The following is a 22,953-nucleotide window of genomic DNA, read 5'->3' as shown; positions in this document are numbered from 1 at the left end:
TTGACCAACCGGTCTTTATCCGACCCCTATTTCCTGACCCCATTGAACCGACGTTTCTTCCCGCATCGGTAAAATGCGCGGCTGTTTTGTCCCTACAGGTAGTCATGCAATACCGAGTCCGCCCTATGCTGGCCAGCGACGTGGACGGCATCTTGGATGCCCAGACCCTGGCCTACCCCGACTTCCTGCCTGAAAGCGCGGAGTTCTTCTTAAACCGCTTGCAGCTTGCGCCTGATCATTGCTGGGTGGCGTGCGCACCTGACAGCAGCACCCTGCTGGGCTACCTGGTTTCGTATCCCTGGGATGCCGGGCTGCCCCCTTCGCTGGGCGTTGCGTTGACGGCATTGCCTTCACCGGCCAAACACTGGTTCGTGCACGACTGCGCCGTGGTCCCGCGCGCGCAAGGGCATGGCGTGGCCCAGTCCCTGCTGCAAACGGGCGCTGCGCGCGCAATGCAAAGCGGCTTGCGGCGCGCCAGTCTGGTTTCATTGCAGTCCGCGGTGGGCTATTGGCTGCGCCACGGCTATCGGCCGGTGTCCGCCATGGACGGCATGCGCGATCTGGCCGACAAGTTGGCGGGCTACGGCCCCGACGCCCGCTACATGACGCGCGACTTCCCGCTGTAGCCCCTTGCTGTAGCCCCTTATTTGCGAGGGCCTTGCACGACTGGCCCCGCGAGTTGCCGCTTTCCTATACATCGCCAATTCGCGGTCGTAATATAGGGCCGCAATCCCGAACGATGTGGCGGCAACGGTTCCGATAGTCCGACTTGCTGCGCCCTGCCGGGGCGCGAAGGTTCTTATGATTTCCCTTTCGCCCGTTCAATCTTTGCTTGCCTGCTGCCTGGTGCTGGTCATCGGCCGCGTGCTTACCACCCGTATCGGCATCCTGCGCCGATACAGCATCCCCGACCCTATTGTTGGCGGCCTGTTGTTCGCGATCCTGGCGTATGCGCTGGCGAACTGGGGCGGCGTCTCGGTCTCGCTGGAAACCAGCATCCGGCCCACGCTGCTGCTGCTGTTCTTCGGCTCTATCGGGCTGACCGCCAATCTGAAACTGCTGGCCAAGGGCGGCCCCCGGCTGATCGCGTTCCTGTTGGCGCTGATTCCCTTCTTGATTCTGCAAAACGCCGTCGGGCTGGGCATGGCCTGGCTGCTTGATATGCACCCGCTGATGGGCCTGCTGGGCGGCACGATCACGCTGGTGGGCGGGCACGGAACCGGCGCGGCCTATGCCACGCGCTTTGCCGACTTCAACAACATCCAGGACGTCATGGCGTTGGCCATGACATCCGCCACCTTGGGCCTGGTGCTAGGCGGCGTGGTCGGCGGCCCCGTCGCGGAATGGCTCATGCGCCGGCACAAACTGCAAGGCAGTCTGGACCACAAGGCCGGCGACGGCCAGGTCGCGCCCGACCTTGCCGAACCCGCCGAACCGCCCACCGCCGGTTCGTTCATTGTGTCGATGACCGCCGCCTTCGTCTGCCTGGTCGTCGGCGGCTACCTGGCCATGCTGGTCGAGGGCGCGCCCGTGAGCCTGCCCAATTTCTTGTGGTGCCTGGCCACCGGTGTGCTGATCCGCAACGGCGGCGCGCGCCTGGGGCTGAAGCTGGACGACCGGGCCACCGAAATCATCGGAACGATTTCCTTGTCGCTGTTCCTGGGCATGACGATGATGACGCTGGACCTGTCCAGCGTGGCCCGCCTGGCCGGCCCGCTGGCCTTGATGCTGGTCGTGCAAACCCTGTTCTGCGCGCTGTACGCTGCCTGGGTGGTGTTCCGGTTGCTCAAGCGCGACTACGAGGCGGCCATCATGTCGGCGGCGTTCTGCGGCTTTGGCCTGGGCGCCACCGCCACCGCCATCGCCAACATGCAGGCGCTGACGCGCCGTCACGGACCCGCGCCGGAAGCCTTCATCGTGGTGCCGGTCACCGGCGCGTTCCTGGTCGACATCCTGAACGTGATCGTGCTGACGTCGCTGATCTCCTTGCCCTTCGTAGGGGGGATGTGACCATGTTCAAACGCCTGGTATTGATCGCGTTCTGCCTGCTGCTGGCCGCCTGCGGCCGCGCGCCCGACGCCGACGCGCTGCGCACGGACGTCGACACCGCCCTGGCCACCACGTACGGCCAGGGCCTGTTCCGCATCACCGATCTCAAGCGCAGGGGTTCAGCCAGCGACAGCACGGCCCCCGCCGGTGAAAGCCGACGCGTGGTGTATTACGACGTGGAATTGACCTTGGGCCGGGATATGACCCTGGGCGCCTGGGACCAGCCCGGCGCGGCCTCGCTGGTGACATTGCTGGGCGCGGGCCCGCGCAGCATCATCGGCGTGAAGTCCGGCGGCAACCAGGCCGGGGACCGCATCGTCGCGCACGCCAGCGCTATCTACCGTAAAGAAGGTGATACCTGGAAGCTCATTACGCCCGCCGGTTTCAAAGCCGCCGAGGCGCCGTCGCTGGATACGGGCGCGCCCCCGCCCGTTACGCGGCAGTTGCTGGACACGCTCGACCAGATCACCCATTCCGTGGCCTACAGCGCATCGAGCACCGCGCAGAACGTGGTGCAGCAAGAGCTGGAACGCTCGGTGGCGCGCATCAACGGCCGGCTGGCGCGGTTGCAACAAGGCTATCCGCTGGCGGGCGGGCCAGACCGCGGCGAATATGTGGCGTTTGCCCGCGCGCTGAGCGCCGTGGCGCGCGCCCGGCAGATCCGCGTCACCCCGCTGATCACCGGTGGCGGCGCCGAGAACATCGCCCTGCTGCGTAGCGGCGACGCCGTGGTTGGCCTGGCGCAGGCCGACACGGCGCGCCTGGCTTACGAGGGTCGCGGCCCATTCGCTGACCAGGGGCCGTTCAGCGGCCTGCGCGCGCTGGGCAGCTTGTATCCCGAACTTGTCCACATCGTGGTGCGTGATGATCCGGCGTTGCGCAGCGTGCGCGACTTGAAGGGCAAGAAGATTGCGCTGGGCCCCGAGGGTTCGGCGGTGCGCGCCACGTTGCAAGCGGTGCTGTCCGCCCATGGCCTGGAGCCGGGGCGCGACTACACGGTCATCGACACGCCTTTCGCGGCGTCCTTGCCCGCGCTGAACGCCGGGACGGTCGATGCCGCCGCACAGGTCATCGGCGTGCCCGCCACGCCACTGCGCGACGCGCTGACCGAGGCGCGCTTGAAGCTGCTGCCGCTGGACCCGGCCGCCATCAAGTCCTTGACCGGCAACGACAGCGCCCTGATGCCCCTGGAGATTGCCGCGGACACCTATCCCAACCAAACCGCTCCGGTTGCCACGGTGGGCACCGCCGCACTGATGCTGACCACGGCAAACCTGACCCGGGATGAAGCCTTGATGGTGGTTCGCGCCGTCTACCAGACCGGCCAGGACTTGCTGGCGGCCGGCTCGGCGCAGGGCGCGCAGGTGTCGATCGCCAATGCGCGACGCGGCCTGACCGTCCCGTTGCACGACGGGGCCGAAGAAGGCCTGGCCGCGTTGGAACTCGCCAAACCGCGCTGATCCGGATGCGCTTATGATTGCGCTCCTAATCAGGAATTTCCATGAATAAATTTGATCTTCAAAAAACCCAGGCCCTGAAGCTGGCCGGCCAGCTCAAGGCATCCGCCACCCCCGACCGCTTCGGCGTCGCTTCTCAAGCGCCCGACCGCCGCGAGCAGCGCAAGCTGGATCAGGCGGCCGGCCTGGTGCCGTTTCCGTTGAAGCTGTCGCAGGCGCACGCCGACAAGCTGCGCGCGCTGGCTGCCGAACGTGGCGTGTCCACGAACGACATCGTGGCCGAAATCCTGCAAAAAGCGCTGGGCGAATAAGCGTTTATGCACATCTGGGTCGATGCGGACGCGTGTCCCGTGGTCACCAAGGACATCTTGTTCCGCGCCGCGCAGCGCTGGCAGGTGCCGGTGACCCTGGTCGCCAACCAGCCACTGTCCACGCCGCCTTCGCCGCTGATCCGCGCGGTGCAGGTGCCGCGCGGTTTTGACGTGGCGGACGCGCACATCGTTGAACGCGCCGAGCCGGGCGATCTCGTCATCACCGCTGACATCCCGCTGGCCGCCGACGTGCTGGCCAAAGGGGCGATGGCGCTGAACCCGCGAGGCGAACGCTATTCGCCCGAAACCATCCGGGAACGGCTGGCGGTGCGCGACATGATGGAAGAATTGCGGGCGAGCGGGATCGACACGGGAGGCCCGTCGTCATTCAGCCAAGCCGACCGCAAGGCGTTCGCTAACCAGCTGGATACCTTGCTGGCACGGTTAAACAAGAAAGCGCCTGAACAGTAAAGGCCTGAGCAGGAAAGGCCTTAATAAAACGTGACGTAGGCCTTGTAAATGATGGTGCCTATGGCGGTGATCAAGCCCAGGCCCATCAAGCCCATCCCGATATTGCGATCGCGCATCCCGAAACCGATCAGCATCAGCGCCACGCCCGTGACGATGATGATCAACATGGTATTGGTGTTCGGCGGCATGGACGTCTCCTATGCTCGGGCATCCGGCAGGCCGTCAAAAGGCATTTCTTTTGCTGGCGGCACCGTGAAGCCATCATAAGCGCCTGCTAAGGCATCGGCACGCAAGGCTGAAAGGCATTTTTGCGCCAGATCAACAAGCTTTGATCCCCAAACGCGATCCGCAAAGACGATCCACAAACCCGGCGTGCCCCCCCTGCGTCCAACCCCTGCGTCCAACCCCTGCTTCCAACCCCGGCGCGCGCCCCGGCACCCACCCCTGCACACACAAAGCTGACGGGCACAAAAAAGCCAACCGATTAAGGTTGGCCTGTTTTGCTTTCTTTTTTCTTTTTTCTCTTTCAGTCTTTATGCCAAAGACGCCTGGCAGGTCAGCAACAACTAAATGCTATCTACAAGCCTTCGTGTCGCCTTCCAAGGGTCTTTGGTGGGTGGTACAAGTTTCGAACTTGTGACCCCTGCCGTGTGAAGGCAGTGCTCTACCACTGAGCTAACCACCCTGAAAGAGGCGAAATAATAGCATGTTTTTTAAAACGTGCGCAAGTCGAAGTTCGCACGCCGCCAGCCGGGTCGGCAATAGCCTTTATGCCGCCACCGGCGCATCCAGCTTGCGCCAGACGCATTCGCCGTTCACCGACTTGTCCAACGCCGCCAGATAGGCCTCGTGTTCGGCCAGCTCTTCGTCGCTAGCCTTGATGACCACCAGCCCCGACGCATCGAACTTGGCCAGCACGATCCCATCGCTGCCCGCGCCGTCGTTGTCGTCCACGTCGATCAGCAACGCATCCTGACCGCGCGTCATGGCCAGCCAGACTTCGGCCAGCAACTGCGAGTCAAGCAATGCGCCGTGCAGCGTACGGTGCGCGTTGGAAATGCCGAAGCGGTCGCACAAGGCGTCCAGCGAATTGCGCTTGCCGGGGAACAGCGACCGGGCGTGCAGCAGGGAATCGGTGACCGTCTCGCAGTAATCGGTGATCGGGCCGCGGCCCGTCTTGGCCAGCTCGGCGTTGAAGAACTTCACGTCGAACGCGGCGTTGTGCGCGATCAGCTCCGCGCCCTGGATGAATTTGACGAATTCGTCCGCCACGTCGGCAAAGCGCGGCTTGTCGGACAGGAATTCCGTCGTCAGCCCGTGCACGGCCAAGGCCTCGGGGTCGCTGTCGCGATCCGGGTTCAGGTAGATGTGCAGGTTGTTGCCGGTGGACATCCGGTTGACCATTTCCACACAACCGATTTCAACGATGCGATGACCCTGGGCAGGGTCCAGTCCGGTGGTTTCCGTGTCAAAGATGATCTGGCGCATGACTTATTCCGACGCTGCATTGGCCGAGGCCGGCGGCGTCTGACCGCCCGGCGGATGGGCCGGAGGGTGCTCTGCGCTGCCGGCATGGCCGGGTTTCTTGCGTGCGGTGGCAATCAGCGTATAGGCCACCGGCACGACGAACAAGGTCAGTAGTGTACCCAGCAACAGGCCGCCCACCAGCACCCAGCCGATCTGCTGGCGGGATTCCGCCCCCGCGCCGGTGGACAGGGCCAGCGGCACCGTGCCCAGCACCATCGCGCCCGTCGTCATCAAAATGGGGCGCAAGCGCAGCACGCTGGCCTCGGTCACGGCGGCGAACAGTTCGCGGCCCTCGTCGCGCAGCTGGTTGGTAAATTCCACGATCAGGATGCCGTGCTTGGTAATCAGCCCCACCAGCGTAATCAGGCCGATCTGGCTGTAGATGGACAACGTGCCCCCCGTCAGCCACAGCGCCAGCAACGCGCCGGTCATCGACAGCGGCACCGACAGCATGATGATGAACGGGTTACGCCAGCTTTCGAACTGCGCCGCCAGCACCAGGTAGATGAAGGCCAGCGCCATGCCGAACACCAGATAGATGCTGCCGGACGAATCGCGGAATTCGCGCGATTGCCCGTCCAGATCGGTGATGGTCGTATTGGGCAGGACGTCTCGCGCCACCTGATGCATGTGCGTCAGGACCTCGCCCAGCGCATAGCCGGGCGCGACCGCCGCGTCGATCTTGACGGCGCGCAAGCGGTTGAAGTGGTTCAGCGATTGCGGCGACACGCCTTCGTGCACGCCCAGCAAATTGTCCAGCTGCACCATGCTGCCATCGCGGGCACGCACATAGATGCCGGAAATATCCGTGGGCGTGGCGCGGTCGCGCGGGGTGACCTGCACAATCACGTCGTACTGCTCGCCCTCATCCTTGTAACGCGTGACCTGACGCCCGCCCAGCATCGTTTCCAGCGTGCGCCCCACGGTGTCCACATTGGCGCCCACGTCCGCCATCTTGTCGCGGTCAACGCGCACACGCAGTTCGGGCGTGTTCAGGCGCAGGTCCGTGTCCAGGTTCAACAGGCCCGGATACTTGCGCAGTTCCGTCAGGAAAACATCGGTCAGGCGGGCCAGCTCGGCGTACGACGCCTGGCTCATGATGATGAATTCCACCGGCTTCGAGCGCGCGGACTGCCCCAGCGATGGGGGGTTCGTCGGAAACGCCCGCACGCCGGGCAGCGAGGCGAATTGCGGCTGTAACTGCTGCGTGATGGCCTGCTGCTTGCGGTCGCGTTCTTCCCAAGGTTTCAGGCGCAGGATTGCCGTGCCGTCCGTCACGGTTGGAAAGCCCACCGTGACCTGGCTGCCGCTGGCTTCCGAAATTTCTGAATAGAATTTTTCGATGCCCAGCATGCTGTCCAGCGTGTAGTTCAACGTGGCGCCTTCCGGCGAGCTTACGATGCCGAACACCACGCCGCGATCCTCGATGGGCGCCAATTCGCTTTTGACCACCTTGAACAACACGCCGCTGCCCAACGCCACCGCCACGCCGATCATCACCACCAGCCAGCGGTGACGCAACGACGCCCCCAACAGGCGGCGGTAGCCGTTGCTCATGCCGTTGAGCCAGCCTTCGATCAAGTTGTACCAGCGGCTGTGGCTGCTTTGATGGCGCAGCAGCACCGAGCACATCATCGGCGTCAGCGTCAGCGCCACGAAGCCCGACACCAGCACCGCACCGGCCAGGGCCAGCGCGAACTCAATGAACAGACGCCCCGTGCGGCCCGTGGCAAAGGCCAGCGGCGCGTACACGGTGACCAGCGTCATCGTCATGGCCACCACCGCGAAGCCGATTTCCTTGGAGCCCCGCAACGCCGCTTCCTTGCGCGGCATGCCTTCTTCGATGTGCCGATAAATGTTCTCCAGCACCACGATGGCGTCGTCCACCACCAGGCCGATGGCCAGCACCATGGCCAGCAAGGTCAGCGTGTTGATCGAAAACCCGAAGAAATACATCAGGGCGCAGGCGCCCACCAGCGACACTGGGATGGTGACGATGGGAATGATGCTGGCGCGCAGATTGCGCAGGAAAAAGAAGATCACCAGCACCACCAGGATGATGGCTTCGCCGATGGTGTGGAAAACCGAATCGATGGACCGTTCGATGAACACCGACGAGTCGTACGCGATGGTCAGCTTCATGCCCGCCGGCAAGGTTTCGTTCAGGCGTTCGACCTCGTGGCGCGCCGCCTTGGACAGTTCCAGCGGGTTGGCCGTGGATTGCCGCGTCACGCCGATGTTGATGGCCGGCTTGCCGTTAAAGCGCGACAGCACCCGGTCACTGGCCGCGCCGATCTCGACCTTGGAGACGTCGCGCAACCGGACCGGATAGCCTTTCACGTTGGCCACGATCACGTCTTCGAACTGCGCGGGCGTTTGCAGGTCGGTGGACGACACCACCGAGAATTCACGCGCGCGCGACTCGATGCGGCCGGCCGGGATCTCGACGTTCTGGCTGCGCAGCGCGGCCTCCACCTCTTGCACGGTCAGGCCGTAGGCGGCGAGCTTGTCACGGTCCACATAGATGCGCATGGACGGCAGGCGTTCGCCAAACACACGCACCTCGGCCGCGCCGGGCAGCACGGACAGGCGCGTCTTGATGTAGCGGTTGATGTAGTCGGACGTCTGGATCGCCGAGTACGAACCCGATTCCACCGCGATATAGATGATGGGCTGCGAATCGGCCTCGACCTTGCCGATGATGGGCTCGTCGATTTCATCCGGCAGGAAGCGGCGCGCGCGCGATACCTTGTCGCGCACTTCGGCCGCCGCCGCATCCGGGTTGCGCGACAGGTTGAACTTGATGTTGATCAGGCTGCGCTCGGACCGGCTGCGCGAAGTCATCACGTCCACCCCTTCGATGCCCGCCAGCTGGTCCTCCAGCGGCTTGGTCACCTGCGATTCGATCACCTCGGGCGAGGCGCCCTTGTAGGTGGTGTCCACCGACACGATCGGCTCGTCGATCTTGGGATATTCGCGCACCGTCAGCCGCGAATAAGAGATCAGGCCGATCAGGACGATGATCAGCGACAGAACCGACGCAAACACCGGCCGCTTGATGCAGGTTTCCGAAATACGCATTGCGTCACCGCTAAAAAGAGTAGGTGGCCGGGCTCACGAGCCGCTGCCCACGACGTTCACCGCGCCGCCGTCCGTGACGCGCTGTATGCCCGCCACCACGAGTTGATCGCCCAACGCAACGCCGGTCAGGATTTCGACCCGGCCTTCGCGGCGCTCGCCGATGGTCACTTCGCGCTTCTCGGCGCGGCCATCCTTGACCCGGTAAACGTACTGTGTTTCGCCCGATGGCGACAACGCCGCTTCCGGTGCGACCAGCGCCTTGTCCTGGTTGAACAGCAGCTGCACGCGGGCGAACATGCCCGGCCGCAGCAAGGCGTCTTTGTTGGCGACGGTGGCGCGCAGCAGGATGGACCGGCCGCCCGCGTCGACCAGCGGGCTGACGGCATACACCTGCCCTTGCCGTTCCTGGCCCGGCAGCGCGTCCAGGCGCAGCGTCAGTTGCTGGCCCACGCCCACTTTGCTCAGGTACATTTCGGGCACGCGAAAGTCCACCTTCAAGGGGTCGATGGCTTCCAGCGGCGCCAGGTCCTGCCCCTGGTTGACGTAGTCGCCCACGGACACGCTGCGCAGCCCGACGATGCCGGCGAACGGCGCCGATATCGTCATCTTGTCCAGCCTTGCCTGCGCCAGCGCCACGGCGGCTTCCTGCACCTTCAGCGTGCTGGCGGACTCGTCGCGCGCCTGCTGGCTGACGAAGCCCTTGCCCTGCAATTCCACGGCGCGCCGGTAATGGCTTTGCGCCAGCGTCAAATTGGCTCGGGCCTGCGCCAGCTCGGCGCGCGGCACGGAATCATCCAGCCGGATCAGCACCTGGCCCCGGGCCACCGGCTGGCCTTCCTTGAATTCAATCGCCTGGATCCGGCCCACCACCTCGGGCCGCAGCACGACGGACTCGTCCGAACGCAGGCTGCCCACGGCGGACAGGCCCCGGGCAAACGGAATTTCTTTAACGGAAGCGACCTCGACCCGAACGGGCGTGGCCGGCGCAGCGGCCGGCTTGGCGGTCGCCTGGACGGTGGGCGAGGCGCCGGGCGGGAGCCAGCGCGGCACGAACACGCCCAATGCGGCCCCCGCGGCCAACCCGGCCGCGACGGCGGCCAGCAGTACAGCTTTTTTCATGCGCGTATGTGGCGGTGGTGCGGCGCGCACCGTATTCCCCACCTGGACGGCGCCGCGGGAACTGGAATGGGGGAAGGCACTGTAGCACCCGAATTTACATACTGGAACAATCCAGACGTCGGATGAAACGACTAAATCCGCCTCACAAGGCGGATTTCAGGGTATATCCCGATGCCGACAGCGGACGCGGTCAGGCCCGGCGGGCCAGATCCACGCCCAGATTGGCCAACTGGTCGGCGCGTTCGTTGCCTTCGTCGCCGTTGTGGCCACGCACCCAGCGCCACGACACCTGATGCCGCTGCACCTGCTCATCCAGCGCCTGCCAGAGCTCGGCGTTCTTGACCGGCTTTTTCTCGGCCGTCATCCAGCCGCGCCGCTTCCAGTTCACCAGCCATTCCGTCATGCCCTTCATCACGTACTGCGAGTCCGTGTGGATGGTGACGACGCAGGTGCGCTTGAGCGCCCGCAGGCCCTCGATGACCGCCATCAGCTCCATGCGGTTATTGGTGGTTTGCAGCTCGCCGCCATGCAGGGTTTTTTCGTGGCCGCCGGCGCGCAGCAATACGCCCCAACCGCCCGGGCCGGGGTTGCCCTTGCAGGCCCCGTCCGTCCACATGTCCACTTTCTGATCGATCGCTTTGTTGTCCTGCATGGTGCTGCTTTGAAATCCTTGTTCGTGCAATGTGAAACGGACGCCGCCCGCTCTCAGGAAGGGTCGAAGCCGTCGTCCGCCTGGCGATTGACCACCACCGAGGCGGCGCGCGCCCGCTTGGGCTTGGTTTTCCAGGCCGGGCCGATGATACGCATGCCGGCCACGCGTTTCACGGCCGATACCATATACACCGCGCCGCCCAGGCTCCACCAGCGTGCGCCCGCGGATTCCAGAAAGCCCCAGCGTTGCAGCCACTTTTCGCTGCGGCAAGCCGGTGCATAGCAGCCGAAATGGCTGTCGTCGACTTCCAGGGACAACAGCTTGAACCAGTCTTTCAAGCGCGCCAGCGACACCTGGGCCGACGGCGGCTGCGGCAGCCAGGGCTCCATGCCGGGCATGCGCGTGCGCGCGCCCCACATGCTCCAGGGGTTAAAGCCCGAAATGACGACCCGGCCTTCCGGCACCAGCACGCGTTCCACTTCGCGCAGCACGTTGTGCGGGTCCTGTGTACATTCAAACGCATGCGGCAGGATCAGCAGATCGACGCTTTGCGATTCGAACGGCAAGGCCTCGGGTTCGGCCAGCACCACGCGCGACTGCCAGGCGGCGGTACTTTCGGGCGACGGGGTCTCGGTGCCCACATAGCCCTTGAAGGGCATGCGGTTGGCGCGCAGCAGGTTCATGTCGGCCAGGCCGACCTGCCAGGCATAATAGCCAAACACATCCGCGACAGCCGCGTCGAACTGGGCCCGTTCCCAGGCCAGGGCGTACTGCCCCGGTGGCGTCTGGAACCATTCGGCCAGTTCTACAATCGGCGGTGTTTCTTCTGCCACGTTCTATTCCTTCGAATCTCATGCAAGCCTTGACCGCCCCCGCAGGCGGCCGCGAGCAACATGCCGCGGTCTTGCCTCTACCCGCCTTCACCGACAACTACATCTGGGCCATCGTCCATGGCGAAAATGCCGCCGTGGTGGACCCGGGCGAAGCGGGTCCGGTGCTGCGATGGCTTGAGCAGGAAGGCTTGAGGCTGCGCGCCATTCTACTCACGCACCATCATGGCGACCATGTGGGCGGTGTACTTGAATTGTCACGCATGGCGGACCTTACCGTATACGGTCCGGCCCGCGAAACATTGCCGCGCTGCGATGTTCCCCTGGCCGAGGGCGACCGGGTGACGCTGCCCGAACTGGACCTGGATCTGAGGGTGCTGGATGTGCCGGGACACACCGCCGGGCACATCGCGTACACGGGCCGGGCAGCCGGGATAGAACCGGTCCTGTTCTGTGGCGACACCCTGTTTGCGGGCGGCTGCGGCCGGCTTTTCGAGGGAACTCCCGCTCAAATGCATGATTCCTTGGAAAAATTTTCCGTTTTACCGCCAGATACACAGGTTTTTTGCGCGCACGAGTACACTCTAGCCAACTTGCGCTGGGCATTGGCTGTGGATCCCGCCAATCGCACCCTGCATCAGTGGTATCAGCGAGCCCAGCAATTACGAGCAGAAGGTCTTCCCACGCTTCCGTCGACAATCGGTCAGGAACGCGCGACGAACCCGTTTTTGCGTACGCAGCAAGTGGACGTGATCCGTGCCGCATCCAACTGGGCCGGAAACAATCAACCTACGCCGGTAGAGGTGTTTGCCTCCCTGCGTGAATGGAAGAACGATTTCAAGTGACCGCCTGATGAATCTATCCCGACTCCTTCTGCCGCTCATGTTGGCAGTCCTCGCCGGTTGCGCAGGAACGAAAGCCCCCGATAGCAAGAACCTCACCACCAATTCCCAAGGGCGTTACATCGCCCGGGATACGTCCAGAACGGTCGACCTGACCAACCCGCCCAGCGACGCCTGGGACCGCATCCGCCGCGGTTTCGCCATCCCCAACCTGAATACCGACCTCTCGCAGCAGTGGACCGACTATTACGCGTCCCACCCCGAGGCGGTTCAGCGCATGGCCGAGCGCGCGGGCAAGTACCTGTACTTCATCGTCGACGAAATCAACCGCCGCGGCCTGCCCACCGAACTGGCGTTGCTGCCCTTCGTGGAAAGCGCCTACAACCCCACTGCCCTGTCGCGCGCCCAGGCTTCCGGCCTGTGGCAGTTCGTGCCGGCCACCGGCACGCACTTCAACTTGAAGCAGGATTGGTGGCGCGACGAACGCCGCGACCCCATCGCGTCGACCAACGCCGCGCTGGACTATCTTGAAAAGCTGTTCGAGATGCAGGGCGACTGGTATCTGGCCCTGGCGTCCTACAACTGGGGCGAAGGCTCGGTGCAACGCGCCATGGCCAAGAACGAAGCGGCCGGCCTGAACACGGACTACCTGTCCCTGAACATGCCCGACGAAACCCGCAACTACGTGCCCAAGTTGCAGGCCATCAAGAACATCATTGCCGACCCGCAACGCTACGCGGTGGCGCTGCCCCCGGTGGGCAACACGCCCTACTTCGTGACGGTGCAAAAGAACAGCGACATCGATCTTGAAATCGCCGCCAAGCTGGCCGAAATGCCGCTGGACGAATTCAAGGCATTGAATCCGTCGTTCAACCGCCCGGTCATCCGTGGCGACCACGGCCCCACGCTGTTGCTGCCGGCCGACCGCGTCGAAATCTTCAACGCGAACCTGACGAACTACAAGGGCGACCTGTCCGCCTGGAAGATCTACCATTCGCGCCGTGGTGAGTCGTACGCGTCCATCGCCAAGCGTTTCGGCGTGACCGAGGCCAAGCTGCGCGAAACCAACGACATCGGCTCGCGCCAGAAGTCCGCCTCGGGCCAGGCGCTGCTGGTGCCCGGCGAGCCCGGCACCGGTGGCGTGCAGCTGGCATCCCTGGCCGCCCCCGTGGGCGCGCTGGAACAGGCCCCCACCGACACCAAGGCCGCCGCGCCGCGTGGCCGTGCCGCCCCGGCACCCGCCGCCCGCGTAGCCAGCGCCCGGCCCAATGTGCGCACGCACAAGGTCCGCCCGGGCGACACGCTGTTCTCGCTGGCCAAGCAGTACGGCACATCGGTGGACGCCCTGCGTGCGCTGAACAACCTGAAGGGCAGCGCGCTCAAGGTCGGTACCGCCTTGCGCGTTCCGGGCACGAACGCCCGCGGCTGATCCCAGCTTGCAGCCCCCAAAAACGGCGCCCGGTAACGGCGCCGTTTTTACAAGTACGCGACGCCGCCAAACTCCTTAAAATGGGCGGTCTTTCAGCAGGAAAAAATCAAAGGAACCATCATGGGCTTTCTCGCCGGCAAGCGCATTCTCGTCACCGGGGTGCTATCAAACCGATCCATCGCCTACGGCATTGCGCGCGCCTGTCACCAGCAAGGCGCCGAGCTGGCGTTCACCTATGTGGGCGACCGCTTCAAGGAACGCGTCGTTGAATTTGCCGCCGAATTCGGCAGCAAGATCGTGCTGCCTTGCGACGTGGCCGAAGACAGCCAGATCGAAGGCGCCTTCGCCGAACTGGGCAAGCACTGGGATGGGCTGGACGGCTTGGTGCACTCGATCGGCTTTGCCCCGCGCGAAGCCATCGCCGGCAACTTCCTGGACGGCCTGTCGCGCGAGGGCTTTCGCATCGCCCATGACATTTCGGCCTACAGCTTCGCCGCCATGGCCAAGGCCGCCCTGCCCCTGATGGAAGGCCGCAACGGTTCGGTGCTGACCCTGACTTACCTGGGCGCCGAACGCGTGGTCCCCAACTACAACACCATGGGCCTGGCCAAGGCGTCGCTGGAAGCCAGCGTGCGCTACCTGGCCACGGCGCTGGGCCCGCGCGGCATCCGCGCCAACGGCATTTCGGCCGGCCCCATCAAGACGCTGGCCGCCAGTGGCATCAAGGACTTCTCGGCCATCCTCAAGTTCGTGGAAGCGCAAGCGCCGCTGCGCCGCAACGTCACCATCGACGACGTGGGCAACGTGGCGGCATTCATGCTGTCGGATCTGGCGGCGGGCGTCACGGGCGAGATCACCCACGTGGACGCCGGCTTCTCGACCGTCGTTCCGGGCATGGAAGACTGATCTTGCGGCGGTCGGGCGGGCGGCAAGATGGCCGCCCGGCCGCCGGTATCGGCCCGCAGTATCAGGACGCCGTATCAACCCGCCGTATCAGGCCGCGCGCACCACCAGCGTGGACACCTGCACGTCCACCGCTGTCATCAGCTTGTGAATCGGGCACTTTTCGGCCACTGCCAGCAATTCATCGATGTGGGCGTCCGATAGCTCGCCATTGAGCGTCAGCTTTGCCGTCAAGCGATAGACGCCCTTGCGCTCTTCGCTGGCATCACGCACCACTTCCACATCCACCGACGTCAGCGGCAAGCCCTTGCGCTGCGCGTAGACCATCAGCGTCAACGCCTTGCAGCCGCCCAGCGCGGTGTCGAAATAATCATGCGGATCAGGTCCATCGCCCTGCGGCTTGGGCATCGCCACCGGCAGGGCGTGGCCTTCGGCCGTGGCGGTGAATTGCAGGATGTCGGGCGCATTCTGATGGACGCGGATGCTCATGGCTGGGGTCTCTTGTGATAGGCGCCCGTGGTGGTCGCCTGAAGCTGACGTTGTAGCATCCGACGACAGATTTTGACGGCTGACAACAAGCTGAACTTATCGCCCATGCGGCGGTCGGATATCCCTATCCGCGTTCACGAACTGAACGCACCGACTGTATCGACATAAAAGGGGGCCGCATGAGCGCCAGACAACTTCTTGATCAACTGCTGCAATCGGGCCAAGGCCTGCTGGCTGATGCCACCAATCGCGTGCAAGGCGCGACGGGCGGCGCCGCCGGCGGCAAGGGCTCGTTCCTGACCGGCCTGGGCGGCGGCGCGCTGGGCGCTGGCGCGTTGGGACTGTTGATGGGCAGCAAGAAGGCACGCAAGATCGGCGGCAAGGTCGCGATGTACGGCGGCATGGCGGCGCTGGGCGCGCTGGCCTACCGCGCTTATGGCGACTGGCAGCGTAACCAGGCCGGTGGCGCCCAGGCCGCGCCACCTCAAACCCTGGACCGTCTGCCCGCGCCCGAGGCCGAGCAGCACAGCAACGCTGTTTTGACCGCCATGATCGGCGCCGCCAAGGCCGACGGCCACATCGGGCCCGAAGAGCGCGGCCTGCTGGAAACGGAGCTGGCCAAGCTGTCATCCGACGCGCAAGACCGCCAATGGCTGGAAACGGAATTGTCGCGGCCGCTGGACCCCGCGGCTGTGGCCCAGTCAGCCAAAACACCCGAGATGGCCGCCGAAATGTATCTGGCCAGCCTGCTTGTCGTCGATGAAGAAAGCTATATGGAACGCGCCTATCTGGACGAGCTGGCGCGGCAGCTCAAGCTGGAACCCGGCTTGAAGGAAAAGCTGGAACAGCATGCCAAAAGCGCGGTGGCCTGAGCGCGCTTAATGCGCCGCTCAGTCCACCGTCAGTGCTCCCTCAGTCCGCCCGCAAGCCGATTGATGCCGTCAGCGCCGTGTACCGGTCGATATCCGCATGGATCATCGACTGGAATTCGCGCGGCGTGCTGCTGGCGGGCGTGAAGCCCTGTTCTCGCAGCGCAGCCTGGGTATCGGGCTGGCTGACGATTTTTGCCACCGCTGCGTTTAACTTCTCGATAACGGCACGCGGCGTGGCCGCCGGGGCCAACAGACCATGCCACTGATCCAGCGCGTAGCCCGCAACGCCCTGCTCGGCAACCGTCGGCACCGTCGGCATCAGCGGTGAACGCTTGGGAGAGGTCACCGCCAATGCGCGCAGCTTGCCAGCGGCAATCAAGGGCGCCGCGCTGGACGCTGTGACGACACCCATCGCCACCTGCCCCGCCGCCACGTCGGTCAACGCGGGGCCGCATCCCTTGTACGGTACCTGCTGCAACACAGCACCCGTGGCGCGCGCCAGCATTTCGCCCGCCAGGTGTTGCGGCGTGCCGTTGCCGCACGAGGCAAACGGTAGCGGCTTGCCCGGCAACGCCGCTGCCAGCGCATCATCCAGCGTGTGCAGCGGCGAGCCCGCTGGCGCCACAAACACCGATGGCACGAACGCCACATTGATCACGGCGGCGAAATCCTGCTTGGGCGAAAAGCCCAGATTGCGATACACGCCCGGGTTGATGGCGAATGAACTGTTCACCATCAGCAGCGTGTAGCCGTCGGGTGGTGCTTCCGCCACGAGGCGCGCGCCGATGTTGCCGCTGGCGCCTGGGCGGTTTTCAACCACCACGGCCTGGCCCAGCTGCGTTTGCAGGCTGGCGCCGATGCGGCGTGCCAGCAGGTCCGTGCCGCCGCCCGGCGGGAAGGTGACCACGATGGTGATCGGATGCGCGGGATACGCCGCGTCCATTGGCGCCTCGCCCGACGGCGAATTGCCGCATGACGCCAGCGGCAGGATCAACAACGCAAGGCTGGCTCGAAGCAGGCGTTTCATGACGGGCTCTCAGGCGTCCAGGCCAATGTCCAGCACCTTGGCGCTGTGGGTCAACCAACCAACGGCGATCTGGTCCACGCCCGTGGCGGCTACGGCAGCGGCGGTCTCGGGCGTGATGCGGCCCGAGGCTTCCGTGATCGCACGCCCACGCGCCATGGCGACGGCGCGCCGCAAATCATCCAGGCTCATGTTGTCCAGCAGCACCACGTCCACACCCAGCGACAACGCAACTTCCAACTGCGCCAGCGTGTCGACTTCAAGCTCGATCTTGACCATGTGTCCCACGCCCGCGCGCGCCCGCTGCACCGCCGTGGCCACGCCGCCTGCCAGGGCGATGTGGTTGTCCTTGATCAGCACCGCGTCGTCCAGCCCGAACCGGTGATTGCTGCCACCCCCCACGCGCACCGCGTACTTTTGCACCGCGCGCAGGCCGGGCATGGTCTTGCGGGTGCAGGTGACGCGTGCGCCGTAGCCCGAAATGGCACGCGCGATGGAGGCGGTGGCGCTGGCCACGCCGCTCAGGTGGCACAGGAAGTTCAGCGCCACGCGCTCGGCGGTCAGCATGGCGCGGGCGTTGCCGCGCAAGCGCGCAATTTCGGTACCTGGCGCCAGGTCGCTGCCGTCACGCTGAGAGACGTCGAATTCGATGGTCGGGTCCATGGCGCGAAACGCCAGACGCGCCAGATCCAGGCCGGCCAGCACGCCGGCTTGCCGCGATACCAGCCGCGTATCTGCCACGGCGTCGTGCGGCACGATGGCGTCGGTGGTCAGGTCGCCGGCACGGCCCAGGTCTTCCAGCAAGGCGGCGCGCACCAGGGGCTCAAGCATGACATCCGGCAGGGGAGGCACCGCCAGGCGAGAGGCGGTCAAGGGCGCTTCGGCTTTAATGCTCATTTTGAGTATTTGTGAGTTAAAAAAAGGCGCGCAGTGAATGCGCAGCACTTATGCTAGAGACGAGCATAACCCTTGTCAAGCGTCATAACGCGCGAGACAAAGGCAATTTGCTACCGGCGATGGCGCGTTCAAGCAGCACGTCGCGACGGAACCGAAACAGCTTGGCGGGACGGCCCGCCGTGCCGGTCGCCATGTCGCCGGTCTCTTCGACCAGCGCCTGTTGCTCGATCAGCCGACGGAAATTCTGTTTATGCAAGGCGCGCCCAGCCAGGGCCTCGACGGCCATTTGCAGCTGTAGCAGGGTGAACTCGGCCGGCATCAATTCAAACACCACGGGGCGGTATTTGATCTTGGCGCGCAAGCGGGCGATGCCCGTCGCCAGAATGCGGCGGTGATCGTGGCGCATCGATTGACCGGGTATGGCGGCTGCAAAGTCGCCGTCGGCGCGCCGCGCGGCCTCGGGCACCAAGCCGGCTTCGAACAGCAATTCGTAGCGCTGCAGCACCATGTCTTCGTTCCAGGCGGCCCCGTCCAGCCCGAAGGTGATGGCCACGCGCTGCTGGCGGCGTGTACGCACGGCGTCGTCGTCACTGGCGGCGCACCACTGCGCCAGGCGCGGCACGATCAGCTCGTCGACCAGGGCGGGCGTGCCGGTGCGCCGGTCTTCCCACGGAAAGTAGCGATACCAGTCTTGCCAGCCCACCTGCGCCACGCCGGTTTCGCCAGCTTCACGCGTCAGCCCCAGATAGCTGACCGACATGACGCGCGCGCCGGATTCGTCGGAGCGGTCGCCATCGGCAAAGGTGTAGAGCTGCTCGACGTAACCCAGGGGGTGGTGGGTCTGCGTTTCCACCCACGCGCGCAGCCCCGCCTGCAACGACCGATGCGACAGCTCGAAAGGGCCGGCCGGCAAGGCGCTGGCGTCATCCGTCGTCAACACACGCGGCTCGCCATGCGTCACGGCGACAAGCACGGCGACAAGTTCGGTATGGACGGAGCGTTCGATGGAGTCGGTCAAGGAGGGCGGCGGTGAAGGTTGTTAAGCGTGTAGGGCCGGGCCGGCAGGACTGCGATGAAATGCCGGCGCGGTGCAAAGGCGCGCAATGAAAAGGTGACGGTGAAGCAGCGGTACAAAGTGGCGGACTGCCCGATCGCCGGAAATTATAAGGTTCTGCTCCTGCAACAGCCCCTTGCAAACGTGACAGGCTCAACGGCCGCGTCGGGGCGCGCAGCGACTAAGATAAAACTCAGAAAACCAGGCGCGTCGCCATCCTGGGACGCCCGCAAGCGGAGCATGAGCCATGTTGAAAACTGCCCCTGACCCGAACGCCGCCACCAACACCAAAGACGTCGACCCGCGTCCGCCCACGGACCCGCGCAAAGGCACGGAGACGCTGCCGATGCCGGACCAGAGCAAGACCGTGGCGGGCATGCCGCGCGACGGACGCGCCGTCGCGCAACCGGGCGAACCCGGTGTCATCACGCCTGAGGACGACATCCTGGAAACGTCCTACGAGAACCGCAAAACGTGACGCCGAAAGGGTGACGCCAAAAAGGGTGACGCCGCAAAGCGGCCGATGATACGCCAGCCCGCATCACGCGGCGCGCAAGTGGGCCGGACCGGCAACGGTTCGGCCCACTGCACTTGAACATCCGGAAATAGGCGCTCGCCTATATCAAGCCAGGAAGCAGGTTCCTACACTGCAATGCTTCCCAGGCCCTTCCGGCCGATGCCTTAGCGATATCCCCATGTTCAAGAATTCCTTTCCGCGAATCGTCGCGGCAACCCTTTTTGCAGTCCTTTTTCCCGCCAGCCAAGCCCTTGCCATGGGCATCCAGCCTGAAACCTCGGTCGTGCTGGTGCACGAAGCAACCGGCGAAGGCACGATCGGCATCAAGAACACGGGCGACGAGCCCGTGCTGCTGATCTCCATGATCGAACACATTGCCGAAGACCAGGACAACTGGGTCATGGTCTCGCCGCCCGCTGCCGTGGTGGCTCCTGGCAAAACGCAGTTGGTTCGCTTTCTGCTTACCCACGACAAGCCGCTGGACGCGCAGCGCATGAAGCGCGCCATTTTCGAAGGCATTCCGCAAACCGGCGAACAGGGCAACAAGCTCCACCTGACCATCCGGCAGGATCTCCCGCTGATTGCGCTGCCCAAGAAAGTCCCCAACGACAACGCCCCGTGGCGCTCGCTGCTGTGGGCTGCTCACGACGGCAAGCTGACGGTGCACAACCCCAGCCCCTACATCGTGCGCATGGACCAACGCGTCAATGTGCAGCCGTCCGACCAGGCGCTGATTCTGCCCAAGACCTACATCTTGCCGGGTGAAACGCTACAACTGGTCGGCACGGACGCGCCCCTGCAAGCAGGGCAGTCAAGCGTTCGCCTGTACCCCGCCAGCGTCTACGGCTATCAAGTCTCGTCCTTCGACGCGCCTATCAAGAACTGACCGCATCGTGCCCCCACGGGGCATCAACCCGCTTGGCCTTGCTCGCCAGACTCCATGACCGGGGTCTGGCGGGCGTTGCGCGCCAGGCTCACTCATGGTTTTCATGTTCTGCAACCGCTTACGCAATGCTCGCGGTGGCGCCTTCGTCGCCGCAAGCCTCCTGCTGTGCCTGCACCGGGCTGCCATCGCGCAATCCGGCACGGGCGGGTTCGACCTTGAAACCCTGAAAACGCGCGGCTTGAATCCGGCCATCGCATCGCACTTCAAGAACGGACCGCAATTCCTGCCGGGGCAGCACACCGTGCACCTGAGCGTCAACGGGCGCGGCGTCGGGCGTGCCTTGGCCACATTCGATGCCGGCGGCAAGCTCTGCCTGACGCCGGAATTGCTGACCTTGGCCGAACTGAAGGTGCCCGAAGCGCAAGGCGGCGACTCTCACGCCTGTCCGGACTCATTTCTTCAAGCCTGGCCCACTACGACCATCGCGCTACAGCCCGAGCGCATGACCGTGGACATCGTCGCGCCCCCGGGCGCAATAAATCGATCACACACCGCCACGATCTATCAATCCGGCGGCCGCGCAGCCATCCTGAACTACGACGTGCTTTCCAGCCAGACACGCCATATCGGCGGAAGGTCGAACTACCTGCAGGCTTATACCGAACTGGGCCTGAACGTGAACGACTGGATCCTGCGCAGCAACAGCAGCTATTCCAATAGCGGCGGGAAGTCGACGTGGAACCACGTAGATGCTTACGCGCAACGCACGTTTTCCACGTGGCACACCACCTTTCAGGCGGGGCAAATCAATCTGCGCGGCTCGCTGTTTGCCGGCGTTCCCGTCAACGGCATGCAGCTGTTCCCGGAAACCGCACTACAAAGCAGCGATCGCGCAGGCCCCCCCATTAGCGGCATCGCCCACACGCAGGCGCGCGTCGAAGTTCGGCAGAACGGTATTTCACTAGCCTCCGCCATCGTGCCCCCCGGCCCGTTCACCATGACCGATGTACTGCCCCGGTCGTTGACGCAAGACCTTGAGGTCGTCGTCCACGAAGCCTCGGGCGAAGAGCGCGTGTTTTACGTGCCGGCGGCGGCGTTGCAGGTGGACCGCGTTGGCGCAGCCACCGGATTCACCGGCGGCCTGGGCATGCTGCGGCAAACGGACTCGGCAGGTGGCGACTCCCGGCCGGTCGTGGCGGCGGAATACGGCATCGCATTGGGCAGGCGCGCCAACGTCGCGGCCGGCTTGTTGTTGACGCAGGACTATCGCTCGGTCGGCGCCCGCACGGATCTGGCGCTGCCCGGCAACATCCAGACCGGCGTACAGAGCACTTTCTCGCAAAATTCCCATACGGGACGCAGTGGCGCGCAGCACATCATTTCGGTCGCGGCGCAAGTGCTGCCGGGCGTGTCCTCGAACCTGTCGCTGCTGCGTCGCACGGATGGCTACAGCGAAGTGCTGGACTACGCCAACAGGCCGGTGAACGGCACGCAGTGGTACCCGAACCTTCGCGAAGACCGCATCAAGCAGCAGCTCAGCGCGGGATTGGGCTGGAGCGGATCCAAGCTGGGCGGCTTCAGCATGAACCTCAGCGAATCCCAAAGCACGCGCGGCCATTCGTCCCGTCGCGGCATTTTCAGCTGGGGCAAGAGCTTCGGTCGGGCCAGCGTGTCGCTGTCATTCGAGCGTGACATGGGTTCCAGCCACCGCAACCAGGGCGACCTGATGTACCTGAACGTGAGCTTGCCCTTGGGCAAGCAAAGCGTCAGCGCATCGATGCAGCGGCAAGACAACGGCATGAGCTACGGCGTCAATACCGGCGGCGCCATCAACGAGCAAAGCAGCTATACCCTGGCGGCCAGTTCCGGCTCGCACGGCCAGACGAGTTATTCCGGCTCGGTCGGCGTCAATTCAGCCTATACACAACTGAACGTGGCGGCCAGCAGCTTCAAGGGCGGATACAGCCACTCCGCGCGCGTTCGCGGCGGGCTGGTCGGCCACGCACATGGCTTGAGCTTTTCGCCCTACCGCGTGCAGGACACGTTCGCCATCGCGTCCGTGGGAGGCCTGTCGGGCGTGCGCCTGAGCACGCCGGCCGGCAACGTGTGGACCGACCCCTGGGGCCGGGCCGTCATCCCGTCGCTGCCGGCCTACCGTAACGGGCAGATCCAGGTCGCCACGGCATCGCTCGCGCGCAATGTGGACTTGATCAACGGACGCTACAGCCTGGATCCGGCGCGCGGGTCGGTGTCGGCGGTGGACTTCACGGTAGTCAAGGTGCGCCGCGCGCTCGTGACCGCCGCCTACGCTGACGGCACGCCGGTACCCAAGGGCGCAGCCGTGCTGGATGCCAACGGCGTGTTCGTCACGCTGGTGGGCAGCGGCGGCCAGATATTCCTGCCCGACATGCTGGCGGGCGCTACGCCGTTCAGCGTGGCGCCATCGGAAGAGGCGTCATGCACGCTCGAATTCGACATCGCCGATACGCCGGACCTGAACGCCTTGTACGAACGTGCCAGTGCGACATGCGCCCCGTAAAAGC

Annotated in this window: 22 protein-coding genes and 1 tRNA gene; 12 read left to right on the top strand and 11 right to left on the bottom strand. The window is 64.7% G+C overall.

Annotation, left to right across the window (positions count from 1 at the left end; all coding sequences use genetic code 11):
• The first annotated feature begins 125 nt into the window (after window positions 1–125).
• From YH64_RS19120 to YH64_RS19100, 5 genes are all read left to right on the top strand, one after another.
• Window positions 126–626: a GNAT family N-acetyltransferase gene (locus YH64_RS19120; RefSeq protein WP_046806142.1), complete on the top strand. Its 501-nt coding sequence runs from the start codon at window positions 126–128 to the stop codon at window positions 624–626.
• Window positions 627–801: 175 nt separating this feature from the next.
• The gene (gene gltS / locus YH64_RS19115; protein ID WP_104145142.1) at window positions 802–2,010 is read left to right on the top strand and encodes a sodium/glutamate symporter; all 1,209 of its coding nucleotides are present in this window, start codon (window positions 802–804) and stop codon (window positions 2,008–2,010) included.
• Window positions 2,007–3,509 carry a TAXI family TRAP transporter solute-binding subunit gene (locus YH64_RS19110; protein ID WP_046806140.1) on the top strand — a complete coding sequence of 501 codons (1,503 nt, stop codon included), beginning with the start codon at window positions 2,007–2,009 and terminating at the stop codon, window positions 3,507–3,509. Before gltS ends, YH64_RS19110 begins: the two co-directional genes overlap by 4 nt.
• 41 nt (window positions 3,510–3,550) lie before the next feature.
• Window positions 3,551–3,817, top strand: a complete 267-nt coding sequence (locus YH64_RS19105; RefSeq protein WP_046806139.1) for a hypothetical protein — start codon at window positions 3,551–3,553, stop codon at window positions 3,815–3,817.
• Between the two features lie 6 nt (window positions 3,818–3,823).
• The gene (locus tag YH64_RS19100) at window positions 3,824–4,288 is read left to right on the top strand and encodes a YaiI/YqxD family protein (protein ID WP_046806138.1); all 465 of its coding nucleotides are present in this window, start codon (window positions 3,824–3,826) and stop codon (window positions 4,286–4,288) included.
• Between the two features lie 20 nt (window positions 4,289–4,308).
• Here YH64_RS19100 and YH64_RS30225 read toward each other — a convergent pair whose 3' ends face one another.
• The 7 genes from YH64_RS30225 to YH64_RS19070 all read right to left on the bottom strand — a co-directional run bounded on the left by YH64_RS30225 (window position 4,309) and on the right by YH64_RS19070 (window position 11,500).
• A complete protein-coding gene (locus YH64_RS30225; protein WP_046806137.1) occupies window positions 4,309–4,476 on the bottom strand; it encodes a hypothetical protein in 168 nt (55 codons plus the stop codon).
• 422 nt (window positions 4,477–4,898) lie between these two features.
• A tRNA-Val gene (locus tag YH64_RS19095) sits at window positions 4,899–4,973 on the bottom strand.
• 83 nt (window positions 4,974–5,056) lie between these two features.
• Window positions 5,057–5,776: a DNA polymerase III subunit epsilon gene (dnaQ, locus tag YH64_RS19090; protein WP_046806136.1), complete on the bottom strand. Its 720-nt coding sequence runs from the start codon at window positions 5,774–5,776 to the stop codon at window positions 5,057–5,059.
• Between the two features lie 3 nt (window positions 5,777–5,779).
• Window positions 5,780–8,896 carry an efflux RND transporter permease subunit gene (locus tag YH64_RS19085; protein ID WP_046806135.1) on the bottom strand — a complete coding sequence of 1,039 codons (3,117 nt, stop codon included), beginning with the start codon at window positions 8,894–8,896 and terminating at the stop codon, window positions 5,780–5,782.
• A gap of 33 nt (window positions 8,897–8,929) precedes the next feature.
• Window positions 8,930–10,015: an efflux RND transporter periplasmic adaptor subunit gene (locus YH64_RS19080; protein WP_046806134.1), complete on the bottom strand. Its 1,086-nt coding sequence runs from the start codon at window positions 10,013–10,015 to the stop codon at window positions 8,930–8,932.
• Between the two features lie 190 nt (window positions 10,016–10,205).
• Window positions 10,206–10,667 (bottom strand): ribonuclease HI, encoded by a 462-nt coding sequence (gene rnhA, locus YH64_RS19075; RefSeq protein ID WP_046806169.1) that lies wholly within the window; start codon window positions 10,665–10,667, stop codon window positions 10,206–10,208.
• Window positions 10,668–10,720: 53 nt separating this feature from the next.
• Entirely contained in the window at window positions 10,721–11,500 is a 780-nt protein-coding gene (locus tag YH64_RS19070; RefSeq protein WP_046806133.1) for a class I SAM-dependent methyltransferase, read from the bottom strand.
• A 20-nt stretch (window positions 11,501–11,520) separates the two neighbouring features.
• On the opposite strand from YH64_RS19070, the gene gloB reads away from it, so the two are divergent.
• The 3 genes from gloB (at window position 11,521) to fabI (ending at window position 14,674) form a co-directional block, all read left to right on the top strand.
• The gene (gloB, locus tag YH64_RS19065) at window positions 11,521–12,342 is read left to right on the top strand and encodes a hydroxyacylglutathione hydrolase (RefSeq protein ID WP_046806132.1); all 822 of its coding nucleotides are present in this window, start codon (window positions 11,521–11,523) and stop codon (window positions 12,340–12,342) included.
• Window positions 12,343–12,349: 7 nt separating this feature from the next.
• Window positions 12,350–13,768, top strand: coding sequence for a transglycosylase SLT domain-containing protein (locus tag YH64_RS19060; RefSeq protein ID WP_046806131.1), 1,419 nt, complete (start codon window positions 12,350–12,352; stop codon window positions 13,766–13,768).
• Between the two features lie 120 nt (window positions 13,769–13,888).
• Window positions 13,889–14,674 carry an enoyl-ACP reductase FabI gene (gene fabI / locus YH64_RS19055; RefSeq protein ID WP_046806130.1) on the top strand — a complete coding sequence of 262 codons (786 nt, stop codon included), beginning with the start codon at window positions 13,889–13,891 and terminating at the stop codon, window positions 14,672–14,674.
• A gap of 87 nt (window positions 14,675–14,761) precedes the next feature.
• Here fabI and YH64_RS19050 read toward each other — a convergent pair whose 3' ends face one another.
• Entirely contained in the window at window positions 14,762–15,160 is a 399-nt protein-coding gene (locus YH64_RS19050; protein WP_046806129.1) for an OsmC family protein, read from the bottom strand.
• A 179-nt stretch (window positions 15,161–15,339) separates the two neighbouring features.
• Between YH64_RS19050 and YH64_RS19045 the strand changes: the two genes are divergently transcribed.
• Window positions 15,340–16,032: a tellurite resistance TerB family protein gene (locus tag YH64_RS19045; protein ID WP_046806128.1), complete on the top strand. Its 693-nt coding sequence runs from the start codon at window positions 15,340–15,342 to the stop codon at window positions 16,030–16,032.
• 40 nt (window positions 16,033–16,072) lie between these two features.
• On the opposite strand, the gene YH64_RS19040 is transcribed toward YH64_RS19045, so the two are convergent.
• The 3 genes from YH64_RS19040 to YH64_RS19030 form a co-directional block, all read right to left on the bottom strand.
• Complete coding sequence (locus tag YH64_RS19040) at window positions 16,073–17,059, bottom strand: tripartite tricarboxylate transporter substrate binding protein (protein WP_143215441.1); 987 nt, start codon at window positions 17,057–17,059, stop codon at window positions 16,073–16,075.
• Window positions 17,060–17,068: 9 nt separating this feature from the next.
• On the bottom strand, window positions 17,069–17,953 hold the full coding sequence (gene nadC, locus YH64_RS19035) for a carboxylating nicotinate-nucleotide diphosphorylase (protein WP_046806126.1): 885 nt from the start codon (window positions 17,951–17,953) through the stop codon (window positions 17,069–17,071).
• Window positions 17,954–18,035: 82 nt separating this feature from the next.
• On the bottom strand, window positions 18,036–18,971 hold the full coding sequence (locus YH64_RS19030; protein ID WP_046806125.1) for a membrane protein: 936 nt from the start codon (window positions 18,969–18,971) through the stop codon (window positions 18,036–18,038).
• Window positions 18,972–19,254: 283 nt separating this feature from the next.
• On the opposite strand from YH64_RS19030, the gene YH64_RS19025 reads away from it, so the two are divergent.
• The 3 genes from YH64_RS19025 (at window position 19,255) to YH64_RS19015 (ending at window position 22,949) form a co-directional block, all read left to right on the top strand.
• Entirely contained in the window at window positions 19,255–19,485 is a 231-nt protein-coding gene (locus tag YH64_RS19025; protein WP_046806124.1) for a hypothetical protein, read from the top strand.
• Window positions 19,486–19,702: 217 nt separating this feature from the next.
• Window positions 19,703–20,410, top strand: a complete 708-nt coding sequence (locus YH64_RS19020; protein WP_052946067.1) for a fimbria/pilus chaperone family protein — start codon at window positions 19,703–19,705, stop codon at window positions 20,408–20,410.
• Window positions 20,411–20,504: 94 nt separating this feature from the next.
• The gene (locus tag YH64_RS19015) at window positions 20,505–22,949 is read left to right on the top strand and encodes a fimbria/pilus outer membrane usher protein (protein ID WP_046806123.1); all 2,445 of its coding nucleotides are present in this window, start codon (window positions 20,505–20,507) and stop codon (window positions 22,947–22,949) included.
• Window positions 22,950–22,953 lie beyond the last annotated feature (4 nt).

This window comes from Achromobacter sp. LC458 (genome assembly GCF_001005835.2).
Taxonomy (GTDB): domain Bacteria; phylum Pseudomonadota; class Gammaproteobacteria; order Burkholderiales; family Burkholderiaceae_B; genus Achromobacter; species Achromobacter spanius_B.
Note: the sequence above shows the minus strand (reverse complement) of the source record. Positions and strands in the feature narration are given on the sequence as shown.